Source organism: Rhizobium sp. BK376 (assembly GCF_004341625.1).
In the GTDB taxonomy this organism is placed as follows: Bacteria; Pseudomonadota; Alphaproteobacteria; order Rhizobiales; family Rhizobiaceae; genus Rhizobium.
Window position 1 is genome coordinate 312,840 of the sequence record NZ_SLZG01000002.1, and the last position, 15,386, is coordinate 328,225.

Here is a 15,386-nt window from a genome sequence, read left to right on the forward strand (position 1 = left end):
CATGGGTTTTGCATTTGTAAACAGGCATCCGCTCGAGGATCATCTGGCCGGCTTCGAAGTGGGGCCGAACCCGAATCATCTCGCAGTGGTTCGCAACCCGGCGATCTTCTCGGTTCTTGCCCATGCCGGTCACGAGGATTGGGCCTATGCGGCCCTTTCCGCGATGTCGGATGTCTCCGTTCGCCGGGCGGCTCCCGGGGAATGGCTGGTGGTATCGGAAACGCTGCCGTCCGAGAGTCTTGCGCGCGATCTCGCCGCGCTCGATGCGACGCGGCTGTCCTTCTTCGAGCAGAGCGACGGAAGGGCGCTGATGCGCATTTCCGGGCCGAGCGTTCGCCGCATCCTGGCGAAATGCGTGGCTGTCGATCTGCATCCTTCGAACTTCGCCGAGGGTCATTCCGCCAACATGCTGTGCTGCCATGTCAGCGCCAATGTTGCGCGGATCGGTCCCGACAGCTTCGAGATAGCTGTCATGCGCTCCTATTCCGGGACCGTCTTCGAGGAGCTGATGGAGATGGGCCGCGAATTCGCGCTGACGGCCAGTTTCGCTTTGTGACAGCATGGCGCGATCCGGACAATTGCGATGGCGCAAACAGGCAGATCGGCTTCGCACATCGGGCTATGTGGTTTTTTGAATTGCCACTAGGCTGACCTGCAATTCGGTTGATCGCCAAGGGTTTCCGGCCTGATTTCCAGGTATATTCGGGATCCTTTTCGGCGGCGAAAACCGAGGATTCCTGACCGTTTCGATCGCGCCTCGTTTGCGCCAATAGCCGGAGTGTTTTCATGAAAAGCCATGCCAAGGTCGTCGTCATCGGCGGCGGTGTCGTCGGGTGTTCCGTCCTTTACCACCTGACGAAATTCGGCTGGACCGATGTCGTTCTTCTGGAGCGCTCGGAGCTGACGTCGGGCTCCACATGGCACGCAGCCGGCGGCATGCACACGATCAACGGCGATCCGAACGTTGCCAAGCTGCAGAAATATACCGTGGAGCTCTACAAGGAGATCCAGGAATACTCCGGCCAGGACGTCGGCCTGCATATGACCTCGGGCCTGATGCTGGCGGCGACGCCGCAGCGTTTCGACTGGCTGAAGTCGATCCTCGCCAAGGGCCGATACAACGGTCTCGAGGCGACGCTGCTGACGCCGAAGGAAGCGCATGAGATGATGCCGCTTCTCGACCCCGACCAGTTCGTCGGCGCGCTCTATGACCCTGTCGAAGGCCATCTCGATCCCTATGGCACGACGCATGCCTATGCCAAATCGGCCAAGAAGAACGGCGCTGATATCTACCTGCACACCAAGGTCGAGGATCTCGTGCAGCGCGAGGACGGTTCCTGGCGCGTCATCACCAACCAGGGCGAAATCATCACTGACCACGTTGTCAACTGCGGCGGCCTTTGGGCGCGCGAAGTCGGCCGGATGGTCGGGCTGGAACTGCCGGTTCTTGCCATGGAGCACATGTACCTCATCACCGAGGACATGAAGGAAGTGACCGACTTCAATGCCGCAACCGGCAAGGAGCTGATGCACTGCGTCGATTTCGACGGCGAAATCTACCTGCGCCAGGAGCGCCAGGGCATGCTGATGGGCACCTATGAAAAGGCCTGCCGTCCGTGGTCGCCGCTGAATACGCCGTGGGATTTCGGCCACGAACTTCTGGCCGAAGATATCGAGCGGATCACGCCGGAGCTGGAAGTCGGCTTCCGCCATTTCCCGGCCTTCAACAATGCCGGCATCAAGAAGATCATCAACGGACCCTTCACCTTCTCGCCCGACGGCAATCCGCTCGTCGGCCCCGTGCGTGGGCTGCGGGGCTTCTGGTCGGCCTGCGCGGTCATGGCGGGCTTCAGCCAGGGTGGCGGCGTCGGTCTCGCGCTCGCCAACTGGATGATCCACGGCGATCCGGGCTTCGACGTCTTCGCGATGGACGTCTCGCGCTACGGCGACTATGCGACGCTTGCCTATACCAATGCCAAGGTTCGCGAGAACTATCAGCGCCGCTTCTCTATCCGCTATCCGAACGAGGAACTGCCGGCCGGGCGTCCGCTGCTGACGACGCCGATCTACGACAAGCTGAAGGCATCGGGCGCAGTCTTCGGCGCATCCTACGGCCTCGAACAGGTGCTCTGGTTCGCACCTGAAGGGGAGGAAGACAAGTTCTCCTGGCGCCGCTCGAACGACTTCGACGTCGTGGGTGCCGAGGCAAAGGCGGTTCGCGAAAGCCTCGGCCTGATGGAGACCTCCGGCTTTGCCAAGTATACGATCAAGGGCAAGGGCGCTGAAGCCTGGCTCGACAAGATGCTCACCTGCCGTATTCCTGATATCGGCAAGATGACGCTCGCGCCGATGCTGAAGGAAGACGGCAAGCTGATCGGCGACTTCACGCTCGCCAAGCTGGGCGAGGGGGATTTCCTGCTGATCGGCTCGGGCATCGCCGAGGCCTATCACATGCGCTGGTTCGAAAGCCATTTGCCAAAGGACGGTTCGGTGGAGCTGACGGCGGTCGGCGTGGCACTCCTTGGCCTTTCCGTTGCCGGCCCGAATGCGCGCAAGCTGATGGAGAAGCTGACGCATCTCGACATGTCCGATGCGGCCTTCCCCTTCATGGCGATTCGCCGCATGGATCTCGGCATGGCGCCGGCCATCGTCGGTCGCGTGTCCTATACCGGCGATCTCGGCTACGAGATCTGGATGAAGCCGGAGTACCAGCGCTATCTCTTCGATCTCATCATGGAAGCCGGCGCGGAATACGATATCAGGCTCTTCGGCCTCAGGGCGCTGAACGCTCTGCGTCTCGACAAGTCCTATGGCAGCTGGGCGCGCGAATGTCGTCCGCTCTATGGGCCTCTGGAGGCGGGGCTTGGCCGATTCGTGGCGCTGTCCAAGGATGCCGATTTCATCGGCAAGGAAGCGGCCCGGAAGGAGAAGGCGGAGGGCGGTGCGCTTCGCCTGCGCACCTTCATCGTCGAGGCGAAGGACGCGGATGTCATCGGCGACGAGCCGATCTACCATAAGGGCGCGGTTCGCGGATGGGTCACTTCGGGCGGCTATGCTCATGCATCAGGCGTATCGGTTGCAGTCGGTTACGTGCCGAAGGAAATTGCCGACGAAGCCGACGGCTGGTCCGTGGAATTGCTCGGAGATTTGCTGCCGGCGAAGTTGCAGCCGCAGCCGCTTTTCGACGCAAATGGCTCGCGGATGCGTTCGTAAGCGATATGTCCCGAAAGATATAAAGGCGGCATTTGCCGCCTTTATTTGTGAAAATAGTTTCAGCTTCAAATAATTTTTTACACCAAGTGTCTATTTTTGAGACAAACGGTGCTCTTTTTCTGTCAAGTCTGGCCTCAAATGCACCACCTCACGGCCGTTTGAAAAGAATTTGTCAATTTCCCGCCTTTTTGGCTTCACATTTCCTTCGAAAACGTTATGGAATCGAGCCAATGGGATGCCTCCTCAAGAGGTAAGCCTGAACAAATAAGAGATGCGACATATCCATCGCATCCAGGGGAAATGATATATGGAGTACTTCGTCCAGCAGCTCCTTAACGGGCTGACTCTCGGATCCATCTATGGCCTTGTGGCTATTGGCTATACGATGGTTTACGGCATTGTCGGCATGATCAACTTTGCTCATGGCGACGTTTTCATGCTAGGCGGGTTTGCCGCCCTCATTGTCTATCTCGTTCTCGTCGGTCTCTTCGCAGGTCTGCCGGTAGCCGTCCTGCTTCTGGTGATGTTGGTCGTCGCCATGCTGATGACGAGCCTGTGGAACTGGGTCATCGAGCGCGTCGCTTATCGCCCGTTGCGCGGTTCGTTCCGCCTGGCGCCGCTGATCACCGCGATCGGCATGTCGATCACACTTTCGAACTTCATCCAGGTTGCCCAGGGTCCGCGCAACAAGCCGATCCCGCAGCTCGTCGGCGAGGTCTTCACCGTCGAAGGCGTGGCGATCTCGCTGAAGCAGATCATCATCCTCGTCATCACGGGCGTGCTGCTGACGGTCTTCTGGTACCTGGTCAACCATACCTCGCTGGGACGTGCGCAGCGCGCAACCGAGCAGGATCGCAAGATGGCCGCTCTTCTCGGCATCAATGTCGACCAGACGATCTCCGTAACCTTCATCATGGGTGCAGCGCTCGCGGCCGTCGCAGGAACGATGTACCTGATGTACTACGGCGTTGCCTCGTTCACCGACGGTTTTACGCCAGGCGTAAAGGCCTTTACGGCGGCTGTTCTCGGCGGCATCGGCTCGCTTCCCGGCGCCGTGCTCGGCGGGCTCATGATCGGGCTCATCGAATCCTTGTGGTCGGCCTATTTCACCATCGCCTACAAGGATGTCGCAACCTTTGCGATCCTGGCTTTCGTACTGATTTTCAAGCCGACAGGTATCCTGGGACGGCCGGAAGTCGAGAAGGTTTAACGCCATGGACAATTCAAGAACTGTTGCAGGCAAGTCCGCTCCCGGTCTTGTCCGGCGAGGGCTTACCGAAGCCTTTTACACGGCGCTCATCACTCTCGGCATGTTCGTGCTCTATATCGGCCTCAAGACCGATCAGAACATCAACAACGAGCTGATCATCGTTCAGCGCTGGGGACTGCTGGCGATCTTCGTTGCCATTGCCGCGGTCGCCCGCTTCGCCATGATCGTGTTCATTCAGCCGCACATCAACCAGCGCAAGCTGGAGAAGGCAAAGCGCGGCGAACTCGAGATTTCGACGGAAAAGAGCTTCTTCCACAAGCACTTCCTCAAAATCGTGCTTGTCATCCTGCTGCTTTATCCGATCGCGGCCATCCAGCTGTTCGGCGCGCAGGGATCGCTCAAATATGTCGATAACTTCGGCATTCAGATCCTCATCTACGTGATGCTCGCCTGGGGGCTCAACATCGTCGTCGGTCTCGCCGGTCTGCTCGACCTCGGCTATGTCGCCTTCTATGCGGTCGGCGCCTATTCCTACGCACTGCTGTCGACCTATTTCGGCCTGTCCTTCTGGCTGCTGCTTCCGCTTTCCGGTATCTTTGCCGCTCTGTGGGGCGTCATCCTCGGCTTCCCGGTTCTGCGTCTGCGCGGCGATTATCTTGCGATCGTCACGCTCGCTTTCGGGGAAATCATCCGGCTGGTGCTGATCAACTGGACCGACCTTACCAAGGGTACCTTCGGTATATCGGGCATTCCGAAGGCGACGCTGTTCGGCATCAAGTTCGACGCCTCGGCCGGCGGTTTCGCCAAGGTTTTTCACTTGCCGATGTCGTCGGCCTATTACAAGATCTTCCTCTTCTACCTCATCCTCGCGCTCTGCATGCTGACGGCATATGTCACGATCCGTCTGCGCCGCATGCCGATCGGCCGTGCCTGGGAGGCGCTTCGCGAAGATGAGATCGCCTGCCGCTCCCTCGGCATCAATACCGTTACGACCAAGCTGACCGCTTTTGCGACCGGTGCGATGTTCGGCGGTTTTGCAGGCTCGTTCTTTGCAGCCCGCCAAGGCTTCGTTTCGCCGGAATCCTTCGTGTTCCTCGAATCCGCCGTCATCCTTGCCATCGTCGTTCTCGGCGGCATGGGCTCGCTGACGGGTATCGCGATCGCTGCGCTCGTCATGGTCGGCGGTACCGAGTTGCTGCGCGAGTTGGACTTCCTCAAGGTGATCTTCGGCGATGATTTCACGCCGGAACTCTACCGCATGCTGATCTTCGGCCTTGCCATGGTCATCGTCATGCTCTTCAAGCCGCGCGGCTTCGTCGGCTCCCGAGAACCGACCGCTTTCCTCAAGGAGCGCAAGGCCGTCTCCGGAAGCTTTACCAAGGAGGGCCATGGCTGATGAGCGCTGCAGACGCAACAACCATGTCCAGCGATACCCTGCTCAAGGTCGAGCACCTGTCGATGCGCTTTGGCGGCCTGATGGCCATCAACGACTTCTCGTTCGAAGCCAAGCGCGGCGACATTACCGCGCTGATCGGCCCGAACGGTGCCGGCAAGACGACGGTCTTCAACTGCATTACCGGCTTCTACAAGCCGACGATGGGCATGATCACCATGCAGCAGAAGAGCGGAAAGCAGTTTCTGCTGGAACGGCTGCCCGACTTCCGCATCACCAAGGAAGCCAAGGTCGCCCGTACCTTCCAGAACATCCGCCTGTTTTCCGGCCTCACGGTTCTGGAAAATCTGCTGGTCGCGCAGCACAACAAGCTGATGAAGGCCTCGGGCTATACGATCCTCGGCCTGCTCGGCATCGGCCCCTACAAGAAGGAAGCCGCCGCGGCGATCGAGCTTGCCCGCCATTGGCTGGAAAAGGCCGAACTGATCGATCGTGCCGACGATCCGGCCGGCGATCTCCCCTACGGCGCCCAGCGCAGGCTGGAAATCGCCCGCGCCATGTGCACGGGTCCGGAGCTGCTTTGCCTGGACGAGCCGGCTGCCGGCCTCAATCCGCGCGAATCGGCTGCCCTTAACGCATTGCTGCGCAGCATTCGTGCCGATACCGGCACCTCGATCCTGCTGATCGAGCATGACATGTCCGTGGTCATGGAAATTTCCGACCACGTGGTCGTGCTCGAATACGGCCAGAAGATTTCGGATGGAACGCCGGAGCAGGTCAAGAACGATCCACGCGTGATCGCGGCCTATCTCGGCGTAGAGGATGATGAAGTGGGCGAGGTAATTGCCGCCGTCGAGCACCTCGAAGGGGGCGCAAACTAATATGACAAGCCAACCACTTCTCAAGGTACAGGGCGTCGAGACCTACTACGGCAATATTCGCGCACTTGCAGGCGTCGACGTCGAGGTGAAAAGCGGCGAGATCGTCAGCCTGATCGGTGCGAACGGTGCCGGAAAGTCGACTCTGATGATGACGATCTGCGGCAGCCCCCAGGCGCGCAATGGCTCGATCATCTTCGAGGGCCGCGACATAACCCGGCTGCCGACGCATGAGATCGCAAGGCTGCGTATCGCGCAGTCGCCGGAAGGGCGCCGGATCTTCCCGCGCATGACCGTCATGGAAAATCTCCAGATGGGCGCCGGCCTCGACAAGCTCAAACATTTCAGCGAGGACCTGGAAAAAATCTTCACGATGTTTCCGCGTCTGAAGGAGCGCCATGCGCAGCGCGGCGGCACGCTTTCGGGCGGCGAGCAGCAGATGCTGTCGATCGGTCGCGCATTGATGGCGCGCCCGAAGCTGCTTTTGCTCGACGAACCATCGCTCGGTCTCGCGCCGCTGATCGTCAAGGGCATCTTCGAGGCGATCAAGGCGCTCAACGAGAAGGAAGGCCTCACCGTTTTCCTGGTCGAGCAGAACGCGTTCGCGGCCCTCAGGCTTTCGCACCGTGCCTACGTGATGGTGAACGGCAAGGTCACGATGAGTGGCTCCGGCAAGGAACTCCTTGCCAATCCTGAAGTGCGCGCCGCCTATCTCGAAGGTGGACGGCATTGAGCGTCGCGCAGGGGAGAGTTTGATATGCAGGGACTGTTTTTCGAGGATGATACCGGTGTCCGTCTGGTTATCCGGGCGTTGGTCGTCCTCATCGGCTTCTGGACCGCTTGGCGGGCCGGCAAGGCCGTTGCCGAAGGCTGGGGTAACTATCCGTTGGTGATCGTCTATACGATCCTCCTGGCGGCGGCGATGCAGTTCCTGCATCACGCCCTGTTCGATGGACCCTTCCTCAGCGCCTTCTATTACATCATCGATTTCGTGCTGCTGCTGGTCTTTTCGACCGCGGGATTCCGCTATCGCCGCACCAATCAGATGGTCAACAACTATTACTGGCTGTACGAAAAAACATCCGCGTTTTCGTGGAAGAACAAACATTGACAGCCAGTTTAAACTGGGCATCAATTGCCCAAAAAAGTGGAACAGCTTCCCCGGTGCAGGCAATGGTGGGTAATGCACCGGGTCTAGGGTCCGAACCCACCCAAAAACTGGGAGTAACAATATGAAGAAGTCTCTTCTGTCGGCAGTGGCTCTGACGGCCATCATGGCTTTCGGTGGTATCGCCAAGGCCGACATCCTCATTGCCGTCGGCGGCCCGCTGACCGGTCCAAACGCTGCCTTCGGCGCACAGCTCCAGAAGGGTGCTGAGCAGGCTGCTGCAGACATCAATGCCGCCGGTGGTATCAACGGCGAACAGATCAAGATCGAGCTCGGCGACGACGTTTCGGATCCGAAGCAGGGCATCTCGGTCGCGAACAAGTTCGTTGCCGATGGCGTGAAGTTCGTGATCGGTCACTTCAACTCGGGCGTTTCCATCCCGGCGTCGGAAGTCTATGCCGAAAACGGCGTTCTTGAAATCACGCCTGCTGCGACCAACCCGACCTTTACCGAGCGCGGCCTCTGGAACACGTTCCGTACCTGCGGTCGTGACGACCAGCAGGGTGGCATCGCCGGCAAGTATCTGGCTGATCACTTCAAGGACAAGAAGATCGCAATCGTTCACGACAAGACGCCTTACGGTCAGGGCCTTGCCGATGAAACCAAGAAGACCATGAATGCCGACGGTCTCAAGGAAGTCATGTACGAAGGCATCAATGTCGGCGACAAGGACTTCTCGGCCCTCATCGCGAAGATGAAGGAAGCCGGCGTCTCGATCATCTATTGGGGCGGTCTGCACACCGAAGCCGGTCTCATCATCCGCCAGGCCAAGGACCAGGGCCTGAAGGCTACGCTCGTTTCGGGCGACGGTATCGTTTCGAACGAACTGGCTTCGATCGCCGGCGACGCCGTAGAAGGCACGCTGAACACCTTCGGCCCGGATCCGACGGTCAACCCGGCCAACAAGGATCTGGTTGCGAAGTTCAAGGCTGCTGGCTTCAACCCGGAAGCCTACACGCTCTATTCCTACGCTGCGATGCAGACGATCGCAGGCGCTGCCAAGGCCGCCGGCTCGACCGACCCTGAAGCAGTGGCCAAGGCCATGAAGGAAAAGGGACCGTTCCCGACCGTTCTCGGCGACATCTCCTTCGACGACAAGGGCGACCCGAAGCTTCCCGGTTACGTCATGTACGAGTGGAAGAAGGGCCCGGATGGCAAGTACAGCTACTTCCAGCAGGCTGCTGCGAAGTAAGGCTGAACGCCAGACAAGCCAATCTATCGGGAGCCCGGCCATGTGCCGGGCTTCTTTCTTTTGGTGGCGGTTTGAATTTGATGGAATTCAGCTTAACTGTTGCGACACAACGTGAAGCAGTAGCCGTCTAAAAATGATGTCGCCAAATCGTCTCGACGACAGGGATAAACTATCGTTGTTGCTGCCGTCCGCAGGTCGACGGGACGACATCCTTGTGCAGGCTGCGTTGGACCTCGGCGGCGAAGGTTCGGTCTACCATCTGCTTGCTGACATTCTCGAACAGGGCGAAGACATCTATGCGGTGTTGATCGACGATCACTCGGTTGCTTGTTTCGAGCTGTCTCGCGACGAAGGTACAATCATTCGGGAGCGGTCCAGCGTAATCTCGTTCGATCAGTATCGAAGCCAAATCGGCCAGGGCAAGCGCAGGATCGGGCTCGATAAGGCAGCTGCAAACGCCAGGGAACTGATCAAGCGCGCCGCAAGCGATGCTGGTCGGCCGTCGCAGCGCTAGCCTCAAATCTCATGCAGCACATGCGCCGCCTTGACCGCAGCCGAGGCGCGGTTTTCGACGCCGAGCTTCACATAAATCTGCTCCAGATGCTTGTTCACCGTGCGGGCCGAGAGGCCGAGGATTTCGCCGATGTCGCGGTTGGCCTTGCCCTTGGCGATCCAGAGCAGAACCTCGGATTCGCGTTGGGTCAGCGCAAAATGCTGGCGCAGGATTTCGTCGTCGCTGCGCTTGCTCGATGCGGTGAGGCGGAAGAGATGTTCGTCCGGGCCGATCGTGCCGAGAAATGCGAGCTGCAGCGCGGCCTGGCCGCCGTGGCTGATCGCGAGGCTATTGTCGCGCGGCGTGCCGGCCTTGTTGCGCTCGCGCATGAAGGCGCCGATTTCGCGGACGACGACATCGAGGCCATCATCGCTGCCAATGGCGGCATTGACGAGGCGAGTCGCCTGCGGCGTCGACCAATGGATGGAGCCGTCGCTGCGCACTGCCAGCAGGTGCCTCCCGGCGGCGTCGAGGGCCACACGGGCGCTCTGGGCCGAGCGGGCGTTGCGCAAGTGGACGCGGATGCGGGCGCGCAGCTCGTCGACATTGATCGGCTTGGTCAGATAGTCGACGCCACCCGATTCCAGCGCGTGGACCACATGCTCGGTCTCCGTCAACCCTGTCATGAAGATGACGGGAACCTGACTGATCGCGGCATTGGCTTTGATACGCCGGCAGGTCTCGAAACCATCCATGGAAGGCATGACGGCATCGAGCAGGATGATATCGGGCGTGATGCGTTCGACGATGTTCAGCGCTGCCTGCCCGGATGTCGCGATCAGCGCGGAAAAGCCGGATTGCTCCAGCGCATCCGTCAGGAATCCGAGCGCGTCCGGGGAATCATCCACCAGCAGAACGATATCGCGGGGAGGGGCGGGTTCAGCCAAGCGGTTCTACCTTTTCGTCGTCGAATGTCTTCAGGAAAGCCAGGAAGCCGTCGAGATCGAAGGCCTGGACATAGGGGCGGAGCGCTGTCGTGAAGGGCTGGTTTTCATCGAGCGCGGCAAGCTCGGTGAGCTTTGCGTCGATGCCCCTGACATAGCCGATTTCGCCGAGGCGGATCAACTCCTGCACATGCGCGATGCCGGGGGTTCTTAGCGGTGGTGGCGGCTTGGGGATAGGGGTCGCCTGCGGATCGGCGTAGGTCCACTTCAGACCGAGATGCAAAGCGAGCTTGTCGCGGATCTGGCGGATATCGACAGGCTTGGCAATGGCGTCGTTATGACTGTCGTCGCTACCCTGTGTGGCCGCGGCATCGCCAATATTGGCCGACAGCATCAGGATCGGCGCCGTCTGGCCGCTCTCCCTGAGACGAGAGACGAGCTGCCAGCCGTTCATGCCCGGCATGGAAATATCGACGAGGAAGAGGTCGGGCTTGATGCCCTCGATCAAGGTCAGGCAATCCGGGCCGCTCGCCGCTGTCAGCACCACGAAGTCGAGCGGCACCAGCACCTCGCGCATCAGCTCGCGGTGATCCTCATTGTCATCGACGACGACGATGGTGCGGCGGGGGCCGTCATAGCCCGAGATCTTCTGCTCCTGTGCCGGCGGCTTCATCTGGCGGTGGACGCCCGACAGCATCAGGCGGACGCGGAAGGTCGAGCCCTTGTCCTTTTCGCTGGCGACGGAGATTTCGCCGCCAAGCGTGTTGGTCAGGAGCTGGGTGATGGTGAGGCCGAGGCCGAGGCCGGGCATGGGACGGACGCTGTCTGCCTCGCCGCGCTGGAATGGCTCGTAGATGCGGCCGAGATCCTTCTCCGCAATCCCTCTGCCGGTATCGGCAACGGAAAAGGTCGCGACCTGGCTGCGATAGGCGACATCGAAAGTGACGCTGCCGTGGTCGGTAAATTTGATCGCGTTGGAGAGAAGGTTGACGAGGATCTGGCGAAGGCGTTTTTCATCGGTGCGCACGAAATCGGGAAGGCTGGGCGCGCGGGTATCGACGAATTCCAGGCCTTTGGCTATCGCTTGTGGGCGGAACATATCGACGATCTGGTCGAGGAAGTCGCGGATGTTGATCTCGTTGGAATAGACCTGCAGTCGGCCGGCCTCGATCTTGGAAATATCCAGCAGGCCGTCGATCAGGCCGGAGAGATGCTCGGCCGAGCGGCGGATGACCTTGATCGAGGATTGCCGGGGCGCCGGAATCGTCTCGTCGCGTTCCAGGATCTGGGCATAGCCGAGTACGGCGTTCAGCGGCGTGCGCAACTCGTGGCTGAGGCCGACGACATAGCGGCTCTTGGCGCGGTTGGCCGCTTCCGCCGCCTCCTTGGCGCTTTGCAGCGCCGCATCCGTCTTCTTGTGGGCGGCGATTTCCTTCAGAAGTAGCGTGTTCTGGCGCGAGGATTCCTCCTCGGCCACCACGCGGCTGTCATGGGCCAGCACGTAGAACCAGCAGACGACGCCCGAAATGACGGCGAAGACGAAGAAGACGATCAGGATCGTGCGATCGACGACCTCTGCCGTCTCCGGTAAGGCGGAGCCGACCTGATGGGCGATCATCGCGAGGATGGCGCCGACGGCCGTCAGCGCGAGCACGACGGCAATCCCGTAGCGGCCGAGGCGGGTGGCGAGCTTCTGGACGATCGTCTCGGGCAGCAGCGTCTTCGCGACAGTGCCGACCTGCGCGTTGAAATGCGCCTTCGGCTTGCACATGTCGTGGCAGCGGCTGTCGAGCGAGCAGCAGAGCGAGCAGATCGGGGCGGCATAGGCCGGGCACCAGGCCATATCCTCCGGCTCGAAGGGATGTTCGCAGATCGAGCAGGTGATGCTGGTGAGGTTCTTCCAGCTTTGGCGCGGCTTGCGGGCGAGATAGAACTTGCCTTTCGTCGTCCAGGCGATGGCGGGAGAGGCCGCAAAGGCGATGACCAGCGTGATATAGGGGGCGAGCGAGGCGGCAACCGCGCCGAAGGCGCCGAAATGGGCGATCAGCGAGATCGTTGCGGACAGCGTCATGGCGCCGAGGCCGACGGGGTTGATATCGTAGAGATGCGCGCGCTTGAACTCGATGCCCGGAGGGGCAAGGCCGAGCGGCTTGTTGATGAAGAGATCGGCGGAGATTGTGCAGAGCCAGGCCATGGCGACGATCGAGAAGATGCCGAGCGTTTCCTCCAGCAGCCGATAGATGCCGAGCTCCATCAGGAGAAGCGCGATAGCGACGTTGAAGACGAGCCAGATGACCCGGCCCGGATGGCTATGCGTCAGCCGCGAGAAGAAATTCGACCAGGCGAGCGAGCCGGCATAGGCGTTCATCACATTGATCTTCAGCTGCGAGACCATGACGAAGGCGGCCATCAGCAAGAGCGCGGCGCTATGCCAAGGGATCATGTAGCCGAAGGCGGTCAGGTACATCTGCGCCGGATCGGCGGCGCGATCGGCCGGCACGCCCGAGGTTAGCGTCAGCACGACGAGGAAGGAGCCGGCCAGCAGCTTCGGCGCACCGATGATGACCCAGCCAGGTCCGGCGAGGAAGATCGCCAGCCGATGGCGCCATTTGCGATGGCCTTCCGGCGGCAGGAAGCGCAGGAAGTCGGCCTGTTCGCCGATCTGAGACATCAGCGCGAGGATGACGGCGGAGGCGGCGCCGAATTCGACGAGATCGAAGGGCGCGATGGTGCCTGCAGGGTCGGAGGAATGGTGGATGCCGGCAAAGGCGCGCCAGACATCGAATTTCTGCCAGTCGGAGAAGGCGATGAAGATGAAGGGCAGGACGTTCAGCACGATCCAGAAAGGCTGGGTCAGAAGCTGGAAGCGGCTGATCAGCCGCACCCCGTGCGTGACCAGCGGAATGACCATGCAGGCGCTAAGGATATAGCCGATCCACAGCGGGATGCCGAGCGTCAGTTCCAGCGCGCCCGACATGATCGATGCCTCGATTGCAAACAGCATGAAGGTGAAGCTTGCGTAGATCAGCGATGTGATGGTCGAGCCGATATAGCCGAAGCTCGCGCCGCGAGTCAGCAGGTCGATATCGACGCCGTGGCGGATGGCATAGCGGCTGATCGGCAGGCCGATCGCCAGCATGGCGACCGACGCGACGATAATGGCGAAGAAAGCGTTGGTCGTGCCGTAGGAGAGGGTGATCGCGCCGCCGATCGCCTCCAGCGCCAAGAAGGAGATGGCGCCGATCGCGGTCTGCGAGATGCGCTGCGAGGAGAATTGCCGGGCGCTCTTGGCGGTGAAACGCAGCGCATAGTCTTCCAGTGTCTGGTTGGCGACCCAGCGGTTATATTCGCGCCTGACTGGAATGATGCGTTGCCGCGCTGCCATGCCTCTCCTTCAAGCTGTTCCTTCAGTCTTTCATGATGTCGTAACACGGATCGGAAGGTCGCTTAAGAGTGCAGGGCAGCATAAAACTGCACATTTCCCCCCGGCGCCTACGTCATATTACGTATACGGTTTTGCAGCGCAGCACCGGATAGTTCCCTCAGGCAGCGGTTAACCTTCGTTAAAAGCCGCTGAACTGCCTAAAAGAGGGGAACTATCATGAAACTCAAGGCACAGATCTCTGCCGCACTTCTCGCCGCCGTAATGTCGACGACCGCGCTTCACGGCGTCTTTGCCGCCGACGACACGATCAAGGTCGGCGTGCTGCATTCGCTTTCCGGCACGATGGCGATTTCCGAGACGACGCTGAAAGACGCCATGCTGATGCTCATCGACGAGCAGAACAAGAAGGGCGGCGTTCTCGGCAAGAAGCTCGAGCCTGTCGTCGTCGATCCGGCCTCCGACTGGCCGCTCTTTGCCGAAAAGGCCCGCGAACTGGTCGAAAAGGACAAGGTTTCGGCTGTCTTCGGTTGCTGGACTTCCGTTTCGCGCAAGTCGGTTCTCCCTGTTTTCAAGGAGCTGAATTCGATCCTCTTCTACCCTGTTCAGTTCGAGGGTGAGGAATCCGAGCGCAACGTCTTCTACACGGGTGCCGCTCCAAACCAGCAGGCGATCCCGGCTGTCGATTACCTGATGCAGAACGAAGGCGTTCAGCGCTGGGTTCTCGAAGGCACCGACTATGTCTATCCGCGCACGACCAACAAGATCCTCGAAGCCTATCTGAAGTCCAAGGGCGTCAAGGACGAAGACATCATCGTCAACTACACGCCGTTCGGTTTCTCCGACTGGCAGACGGAAGTCTCGAAGATCAAGTCCTTCGGCGGCGCCGGCAAGAAGACCGCCGTCGTCTCGACGATCAACGGCGACGCCAACGTTCCCTTCTACAAGGAGCTCGGCAACCAGGGCGTCAAGGCCGAGGACATCCCGGTCGTCGCCTTCTCGGTTGGTGAAGAAGAACTCTCCGGCATGGATACGAAGCCGCTGGTCGGCCATCTCGCCGCCTGGAACTACTTTGAATCCGTCGATACGCCTGCCAATGCCGAATTCATCAAGGAATGGCACGCCTATACGAAGAACGACAAACGGGTAACGAACGACCCGATGGAAGCTGCCTATATCGGCTTCAACATGTGGGTGAAGGCCGTCGAAAAGGCCGGCACGACCGATCCGGACAAGGTCATCGACGCGCTGCCGGGCGTTTCCGTTCCGAACCTGACGGGCGGCATCGCGACGATGATGCCGAACCACTACATCACCAAGCCGGTTTTGATCGGCGAAATCCAGGACAACGGCCAGTTCGACGTCGTCTCCCAGACCCCCGAGGTCATCGGCGACGAATGGTCCGACTATCTGCCGGACTCCAAGGATCTGATGTCCGATTGGCTGGCGCCGATGAAGTGCGGCAACTTCAACGTGACGACCGGCAAATGCGGCGGCAAGGGAATGTGATCGG

12 protein-coding genes are annotated in these 15,386 nt (G+C 60.2%); 10 read left to right on the top strand and 2 right to left on the bottom strand.

All coding sequences use genetic code 11. The features are described 5' to 3' along the window. The first annotated feature begins 1 nt into the window (after position 1). The 9 genes from EV561_RS06035 (at position 2) to EV561_RS06075 (ending at position 9,568) form a co-directional block, all read left to right on the top strand. Positions 2 to 556: a sarcosine oxidase subunit gamma family protein gene (locus tag EV561_RS06035; protein ID WP_132518658.1), complete on the top strand. Its 555-nt coding sequence runs from the start codon at positions 2 to 4 to the stop codon at positions 554 to 556. Positions 557 to 786: 230 nt separating this feature from the next. After that, a complete protein-coding gene (locus tag EV561_RS06040) occupies positions 787 to 3,213 on the top strand; it encodes an FAD-dependent oxidoreductase (protein WP_132518660.1) in 2,427 nt (808 codons plus the stop codon). A gap of 307 nt (positions 3,214 to 3,520) precedes the next feature. Further along, a complete protein-coding gene (locus EV561_RS06045; protein WP_132518662.1) occupies positions 3,521 to 4,423 on the top strand; it encodes a branched-chain amino acid ABC transporter permease in 903 nt (300 codons plus the stop codon). A gap of 4 nt (positions 4,424 to 4,427) precedes the next feature. Continuing rightward, complete coding sequence (livM, locus tag EV561_RS06050; protein WP_132518664.1) at positions 4,428 to 5,819, top strand: high-affinity branched-chain amino acid ABC transporter permease LivM; 1,392 nt, start codon at positions 4,428 to 4,430, stop codon at positions 5,817 to 5,819. Beyond that, positions 5,819 to 6,697 (top strand): ABC transporter ATP-binding protein, encoded by an 879-nt coding sequence (locus EV561_RS06055; RefSeq protein WP_245512594.1) that lies wholly within the window; start codon positions 5,819 to 5,821, stop codon positions 6,695 to 6,697. The genes livM and EV561_RS06055 overlap by 1 nt, the downstream gene beginning before the upstream one ends. Position 6,698: 1 nt before the next feature. Beyond that, the gene (locus EV561_RS06060; RefSeq protein WP_132518666.1) at positions 6,699 to 7,427 is read left to right on the top strand and encodes an ABC transporter ATP-binding protein; all 729 of its coding nucleotides are present in this window, start codon (positions 6,699 to 6,701) and stop codon (positions 7,425 to 7,427) included. Between the two features lie 24 nt (positions 7,428 to 7,451). Continuing rightward, on the top strand, positions 7,452 to 7,805 hold the full coding sequence (locus EV561_RS06065; RefSeq protein WP_132518668.1) for a DUF6867 family protein: 354 nt from the start codon (positions 7,452 to 7,454) through the stop codon (positions 7,803 to 7,805). A gap of 121 nt (positions 7,806 to 7,926) precedes the next feature. Beyond that, positions 7,927 to 9,054 carry a branched-chain amino acid ABC transporter substrate-binding protein gene (locus tag EV561_RS06070; RefSeq protein WP_132518670.1) on the top strand — a complete coding sequence of 376 codons (1,128 nt, stop codon included), beginning with the start codon at positions 7,927 to 7,929 and terminating at the stop codon, positions 9,052 to 9,054. A gap of 133 nt (positions 9,055 to 9,187) precedes the next feature. Further along, on the top strand, positions 9,188 to 9,568 hold the full coding sequence (locus EV561_RS06075; protein WP_132518672.1) for a hypothetical protein: 381 nt from the start codon (positions 9,188 to 9,190) through the stop codon (positions 9,566 to 9,568). Positions 9,569 to 9,570: 2 nt separating this feature from the next. Here EV561_RS06075 and EV561_RS06080 read toward each other — a convergent pair whose 3' ends face one another. Together EV561_RS06080 and EV561_RS06085 are read right to left on the bottom strand one after the other, a co-directional pair. Beyond that, a complete protein-coding gene (locus EV561_RS06080) occupies positions 9,571 to 10,494 on the bottom strand; it encodes a response regulator transcription factor (RefSeq protein ID WP_132518674.1) in 924 nt (307 codons plus the stop codon). Then, positions 10,487 to 13,876, bottom strand: a complete 3,390-nt coding sequence (locus EV561_RS06085; protein ID WP_132518676.1) for an ATP-binding protein — start codon at positions 13,874 to 13,876, stop codon at positions 10,487 to 10,489. The genes EV561_RS06080 and EV561_RS06085 overlap by 8 nt, the downstream gene beginning before the upstream one ends. Before the next feature lie 216 nt (positions 13,877 to 14,092). Here EV561_RS06085 and urtA point away from each other — a divergent pair, with 216 nt between their 5' ends. Further along, positions 14,093 to 15,382 carry an urea ABC transporter substrate-binding protein gene (gene urtA / locus EV561_RS06090; RefSeq protein WP_132518678.1) on the top strand — a complete coding sequence of 430 codons (1,290 nt, stop codon included), beginning with the start codon at positions 14,093 to 14,095 and terminating at the stop codon, positions 15,380 to 15,382. The last annotated feature ends 4 nt before the right edge of the window (positions 15,383 to 15,386 follow it).

Coding starts and splice junctions, on each gene's coding strand:
- EV561_RS06055 (WP_245512594.1), top strand. CDS start 5,819: ATGAGCGCTGCAGACGCAACAACCATGTCCAGCGATACCCTGCTCAAG.
- EV561_RS06065 (WP_132518668.1), top strand. CDS start 7,452: ATGCAGGGACTGTTTTTCGAGGATGATACCGGTGTCCGTCTGGTTATC.
- EV561_RS06070 (WP_132518670.1), top strand. CDS start 7,927: ATGAAGAAGTCTCTTCTGTCGGCAGTGGCTCTGACGGCCATCATGGCT.
- EV561_RS06060 (WP_132518666.1), top strand. CDS start 6,699: ATGACAAGCCAACCACTTCTCAAGGTACAGGGCGTCGAGACCTACTAC.
- urtA (WP_132518678.1), top strand. CDS start 14,093: ATGAAACTCAAGGCACAGATCTCTGCCGCACTTCTCGCCGCCGTAATG.
- EV561_RS06075 (WP_132518672.1), top strand. CDS start 9,188: ATGATGTCGCCAAATCGTCTCGACGACAGGGATAAACTATCGTTGTTG.
- EV561_RS06040 (WP_132518660.1), top strand. CDS start 787: ATGAAAAGCCATGCCAAGGTCGTCGTCATCGGCGGCGGTGTCGTCGGG.
- EV561_RS06035 (WP_132518658.1), top strand. CDS start 2: ATGGGTTTTGCATTTGTAAACAGGCATCCGCTCGAGGATCATCTGGCC.
- livM (WP_132518664.1), top strand. CDS start 4,428: ATGGACAATTCAAGAACTGTTGCAGGCAAGTCCGCTCCCGGTCTTGTC.
- EV561_RS06085 (WP_132518676.1), bottom strand. CDS start 13,876: ATGGCAGCGCGGCAACGCATCATTCCAGTCAGGCGCGAATATAACCGC.
- EV561_RS06045 (WP_132518662.1), top strand. CDS start 3,521: ATGGAGTACTTCGTCCAGCAGCTCCTTAACGGGCTGACTCTCGGATCC.